5 protein-coding genes are annotated in these 6,156 nt (G+C 29.2%); 3 read left to right on the forward strand and 2 right to left on the reverse strand.

The window, feature by feature from the left end; translation table 11 throughout:
- Positions 1–704, reverse strand: a 704-nt coding sequence (locus B0A78_RS13905) for a prolipoprotein diacylglyceryl transferase family protein (protein ID WP_097609787.1), incomplete at its 3' end; no start/stop codon positions are given.
- A 102-nt stretch (positions 705–806) separates the two neighbouring features.
- Between B0A78_RS13905 and B0A78_RS13910 the strand changes: the two genes are divergently transcribed.
- The 3 genes from B0A78_RS13910 to recG all read left to right on the forward strand — a co-directional run bounded on the left by B0A78_RS13910 (position 807) and on the right by recG (position 5,670).
- Complete coding sequence (locus B0A78_RS13910) at positions 807–2,426, forward strand: ABC-F family ATP-binding cassette domain-containing protein (RefSeq protein ID WP_014164575.1); 1,620 nt, start codon at positions 807–809, stop codon at positions 2,424–2,426.
- Between the two features lie 372 nt (positions 2,427–2,798).
- A complete protein-coding gene (locus B0A78_RS13915; RefSeq protein ID WP_065213625.1) occupies positions 2,799–3,539 on the forward strand; it encodes a Dph6-related ATP pyrophosphatase in 741 nt (246 codons plus the stop codon).
- Positions 3,540–3,567: 28 nt separating this feature from the next.
- Positions 3,568–5,670, forward strand: a complete 2,103-nt coding sequence (recG, locus tag B0A78_RS13920; RefSeq protein WP_065213626.1) for an ATP-dependent DNA helicase RecG — start codon at positions 3,568–3,570, stop codon at positions 5,668–5,670.
- A gap of 16 nt (positions 5,671–5,686) precedes the next feature.
- Here the strand turns inward: recG and B0A78_RS13925 are convergent, their stop codons facing one another.
- Positions 5,687–6,025 (reverse strand): helix-turn-helix domain-containing protein, encoded by a 339-nt coding sequence (locus B0A78_RS13925; RefSeq protein WP_014164578.1) that lies wholly within the window; start codon positions 6,023–6,025, stop codon positions 5,687–5,689.
- Positions 6,026–6,156 lie beyond the last annotated feature (131 nt).

Consider the following 6,156-nt stretch of genomic DNA (forward strand, 5'->3'; position numbering starts at 1 on the left):
ATAATTCTAATAATAAATTTGTAGTAATATATCAGTATAAAAATAGATATCCAATGAATGATACTTAATTTTATAATTAATGGTTCATAAGGTTTTAAAAATTCAATAAAAAAACGGTATAAAAAATAGAGCAAGAAAAAAAGCTTAAAACGATCTCCATTTAGTAGATCAACATTTTTAAGTTTATTAAATAAAAAAATGAGACATACTAAAAAAATAATTTCATATAAAGCTACTGGATGTCTAAATTTTCCATCACCTAAGTTTATTCCTGTAAAAAAGGAAGTTTCTATTCCATAAGTAGGTTCTGTAATCCCCATACCAAAACATCCTATTCTTCCTATTATTAATGCAATTATAATAGGATATACGTATAAATCGCCTGAGGGTTTTTTCTCACCAATAATTTTTTTAATTATTTCTACGCCAAATAAACCACCTAAAAAACCACCTGCTACTGTTTTACTCTGAAAAATAATTAAAAAGGACATCTTAGAAATTAAACTTGGAGTTTCTAAAACTGCAATGAGTCTTGATCCAATCAAAGCTCCTATCATAGCTCCTAATAATATCCAAAGTCTATTCTCATCTGATATAATGGAATTCTTTTTTTTAAGATAAAAATAAAAACGCATACCTATAAAAAATGCAAGTATTTCTAACAAGTAATGATAAAAGGGCGCATTTTCAAAAGGTATTTTCATGCTTAGTTTTTAGAATTTCATGCAATTTATAAAAAACTAACAACTAATAACTAATAACTGATTACTAATTAGTATTTTTGCAACGTTTTAAAAAAATAAAAAATGCTAACAGTTTCAAATTTATCAGTACAATTTGGTAAACGAATTTTGTTTGACGAAGTAAACGTAACTTTTACACAAGGTAACTGTTATGGAATTATAGGTGCAAACGGTGCAGGAAAATCAACATTTTTAAAAATATTATCAGGAGATATTGATCCTACTTCTGGACATGTAATATTAGAACCTGGTAAACGTATGTCTGTTTTAAACCAGAACCACAACATGTTTGATGAACATACCGTTTTAGAAACGGTATTAATGGGAAATAAAGTCTTATATGCTGTTAAAAAAGAAATGGATGAGTTATATTTAGATTATAACGATGCCAATGCTGACAGAATAGGAGAATTACAGATTCAATTTGAAGAAATGAATGGTTGGAATGCGGATTCTGATGCAGCTACTTTATTATCTAATTTAGGTATCGGTCCTGATTATCACTATACTCTAATGGGTGAAATGGAAGGGAAATTAAAAGTACGTGTATTATTAGCACAAGCTTTATTTGGAAACCCAGATGTACTTATTATGGACGAGCCTACGAATGACTTAGACTTTGAAACGATTGGTTGGCTAGAAAACTTCTTGGCAAATTATGAAAATACAGTGTTGGTAGTTTCGCATGACCGTCACTTTTTAGATGCTGTTTGTACCCACGTATCTGATATTGATTTTGGTAAAATAACCCATTATTCTGGTAACTATACATTTTGGTATGAATCGTCCCAGTTAGCAGCTAAACAACGTGCTCAACAAAATAAGAAAGCAGAAGAGAAAAAAGCAGAATTAGAAGAATTTATCCGTCGTTTTTCTGCAAATGTTGCCAAATCAAAACAAGCAACATCCCGTAAAAAAATGATTGAAAAATTAAATATTTCAGATATCAAGCCTTCTAGTCGTCGCTATCCTGCCATTATTTTTGATCAAGAACGTGAAGCTGGTGATCAAATTTTAAATATTCAAAACCTATCAGCTTCTGTAGATGGGGAAGTTTTGTTTAAAAATGTAGATTTAAACATGGCTAAAGGAGATAAAATTGTTTTATTTTCTAAAGATTCTCGTGCTACGAGTGCTTTTTATGAAATTATAAATGGGAATATGACACCTGATTCAGGTACTTTTGATTGGGGGGTTACTACTAATCAATCGTATTTACCTGCTGATAACCATAGCTTCTTTGAAAATGATTATACTTTAGTAGATTGGTTACGCCAGTGGGCAAAAACAGAAGAAGAAAGAGATGAAGTTTATGTTCGTGGTTTTTTAGGAAAAATGATATTTTCAGGAGAAGAAGCACTAAAAACAGGACGTGTATTATCAGGAGGAGAAAAAGTACGTTGTATGATTTCTAGAATGATGATGTTACGTGCTAATGTACTAATGCTTGATGAACCTACTAATCACCTAGATCTTGAATCTATTACAGCATTTAATAATTCACTAAAAAACTTCAAAGGTTCTGTATTGTTTACAACACATGACCACGAATTTGCTCAAACAGTTGGAAATCGTATTTTGGAATTAACCCCAAAGGGTGTTATTGATCGTTATATGACTTTTGATGAATATCTTGAAGATGATAAAATTCAAGAAATGAGAAAAAAAATGTATACTACATAGTATTAAAGAATAGAATTAAAAATATTAGAAATCAGTATAGTTTTTATTATTAATAATATTAGCCCGAGTATATCGGGCTATTTTTTATTACAAAATTTTAATTCATCTAATTTTTAAACCATATTATGAACTAGACTTTGATGAAGATAAAACACATATTGTTTTGCTTCATTAAGGATAAAAAATCTAAACTTTTTCACATTCAAAGCCATTTAATATCTAATAAATTTCTAATGCGTAATCAAGGGGTAATATTCAGCCTATATTTTTTATCTTTTATATAAAATAAAGGTTATTCTTTATCAATCAGAATTAATATTTTACTTTTTAAAAATACAATGTTTTTGTAAGTTTACCATAAAATATCAAAAATTGAAATCAAAAGCTATTTTTAATTGGAGCAGTGGGAAAGATTCAGCATTGGCATTGCATAAAATTTTGCAAACTAATGAATACGAAGTAACAACACTTTTAACAAGTGTAAATAAACAGTATAATCGCATCTCGATGCACGGTGTGCGTACTGAACTTTTAGAAGAACAAGCAAAAAGTTTAAAAATACCATTGCATAAAATGGAAATTCCAGAAGCACCAACTATGGAAGTCTATGAAAATATTATGAGGACTACATTATCTAATTTTAAAGATAAAGGAATTTCTATTTCTGTTTTTGGAGATATTTTCTTACAAGATTTACGTGATTATCGTGAAGAAAAATTAAAAGAATTAGGATTTAAAGGTGTTTTCCCTTTATGGAAAATAGATACAAAAGAATTAATTCATACTTTCTTAAATTTGGGATTCAAAACGATTGTTACTTGTGTAAATGAACGATATTTAGACAAACGCTTTGTAGGTCGTATCATAGACCTTCAATTCATAAATGATTTACCTAAAAATGTAGATCCTTGTGGGGAAAATGGAGAATTTCATACTTTTACTTTTGATGGCCCTATTTTTTCAAAACCGATTGAATTTGAACTTGGAGAAATCGTTCATCGAAAATATGAACAACCAAAATCAAATAATTCCAATCAAACTTGTAATACCAATTCAGATAATGTAAACCTTAATTACGGTTTTTGGTATATAGACTTATTGAAAAAAAATTAAGTTGTTAAATTAATTTAGTTTTATTAAAATGTCATTATTAGAAACTCCTATAGAATATTTAAAAGGTGTTGGTCCCCAACGTGGAGAATTGTTGCGTAAAGAACTTTCTATTCATAAATATGCCGATTTAGTTAATCTTTACCCTAATCGTTATATAGATCGAACACGTTATTATAAAATCAATGAACTCCTTCCAAGCAATAGTGAAGTTCAAATTATAGGTAAAATCATTCATCTAAAAACCGTTGAATTTGGTAAAACAAAAAAACGGTTAGTAGCTACATTTGTAGATGATACCGGTGAAATAGAATTGGTTTGGTTCCAAGGTATTAAATGGATTCGTGAAAACATAAAAATTAACACACCTTATGTCATATTTGGAAAAACGAATGCCTTTAATGGTCAATTTTCTATGCCACATCCTGAAATGGAATTGGTAGAAGAACATAAAGCCAACTTACGCACTGCAATGCAGGCTGTTTATCCGTCTACTGAAAAATTACAAAATAAAGGAATTTCTAATAAAGTTATAAATAAAATGATGCAACAACTTTTTATTGAAACACATACTTTATTTATAGAAACTCTTCCTTCTTATCTTTTAGAAGAATTACAACTTATTCCTAAAAACAGTGCTTTATTTAATATTCATTTTCCTAAAAGTCAAGAATTATTACAAAAGGCACAATTTAGATTAAAATTTGAAGAACTTTTTTTTATTCAATTACAATTAATTTCTAAAAATTTACTTAGAAAACATAAAATAAAAGGGCATCCATTTGAAAAAGTCGGTTATTATTTTAATGAAATGTACACCAAATACCTTCCCTTTGATTTAACTAATGCTCAAAAAAAAGTATTAAAAGAAATTCGAAATGATCTAGGAAACCAAGCTCAAATGAACCGATTATTACAAGGAGATGTTGGTTCTGGAAAAACAATTGTTGCTTTAATGAGCATGCTTCTAGCCTTAGATAACGGATTTCAAGCATGTATTATGGCTCCTACTGAAATTTTAGCTACTCAGCATTTTAATGGAATTACGGAATTAGCTAAACCCTTGAATATAAATATAAAATTACTTACAGGCTCAACTAAAACTTCAGATCGGAAAATCATTCATGAAGAACTCCAAAAAGGTACTTTACACATATTGATTGGCACTCATGCTTTATTAGAAGACAAAGTACAATTTAAAAATTTAGGATTAGCCATTATAGATGAACAACATCGTTTTGGGGTAGAACAACGCAGTAAGTTATGGAAAAAAGCAGAACTTCCTCCTCATGTATTAGTAATGACCGCTACCCCTATCCCTAGAACCTTGGCCATGAGTTTATATGGTGATTTAGATGTATCAGTGATTGATGAGCTGCCTCCAGGTAGAAAACCTATACAAACAGTACATCGCTATGACAACAATCGACTAAAAGTTTGGAAATTCATACGCGATGAGATTGATAAAGGACGACAAATTTATATTGTTTATCCACTAATTCAAGAGTCAGAATCTATGGATTATAAAGACTTAATGGATGGTTATGAAAGTATTTCAAGAGATTTTCCTTTGCCTAAATATGCCATTTCTATAGTGCATGGTAAAATGAAAGCTTCAGAAAAAGAAGAAGAAATGAATCGTTTTGCAGCAGGAAAAACGAATATAATGGTAGCAACAACCGTAATTGAAGTAGGTGTAAATGTTCCTAACGCATCAGTAATGATTATTGAAAGTGCTGAACGTTTTGGATTATCGCAGTTACACCAATTAAGAGGACGTGTAGGAAGAGGAGCAGAACAAAGTTATTGTATCCTTATGACAGGTGTTAAACTTAGTAATGAAAGTAAAATACGTATGGAAACCATGTGTAAAACCAATGATGGTTTTGAAATTTCGGAAGTTGATTTAAAACTTCGTGGTCCAGGAGATATTATGGGAACTCAACAAAGCGGTGTACTAAATTTACAGATTGCTGATTTAGTAAAAGATCGTGATATTTTACAACTAGCAAGATACCAAGCCATCCGTTTATTAAAAGATGATCCTTTTATGGAAAAAACAGCACATCAAAAACTTAAACAAGTATTTATAGAATTAAATAAGAAAAAAAATATATGGAATTATATAAGCTAAATTGTAAAAACTCTTTTTATTCTATATTTTTAGATCTTAGCATCTTCTTTAATTCCGCATTTTCTTTTTTAAGATCTATAATACGCTCTTTTTGCAATTCAATTATATAATCCAGTCTGTTGATATCAACTTCAGGATGTTCCATAGATTCTCCACGAAATAACCAATTGGCATCTAAATCCGTAAAAGTATTCAATATTTTGAACATCTTATCTGTACCAAAAACTTTTCCATTTTTAATATTACTTATTTGACTGCCTGATAATTCTAAAATCCTAGCAATTTGATTAACACCAAGTCCCTTAGATATTAAATATCTATTGAATCGCACACCTAAATCTTCAAATTCATTCATTATCTTGTATAAATATTCAAAATTTTGTTTATATTTGCATGATTAAAATAATCAATACTTTAAATCCCCAAAAATAAATTAAATTTTAACTTAATAATTAATCGTATGTCAGATTTTTTAAAACAATTTGG

Source organism: Flavobacterium columnare NBRC 100251 = ATCC 23463 (assembly GCF_002530675.1).
Taxonomy (GTDB): Bacteria; Bacteroidota; Bacteroidia; order Flavobacteriales; family Flavobacteriaceae; genus Flavobacterium; species Flavobacterium columnare.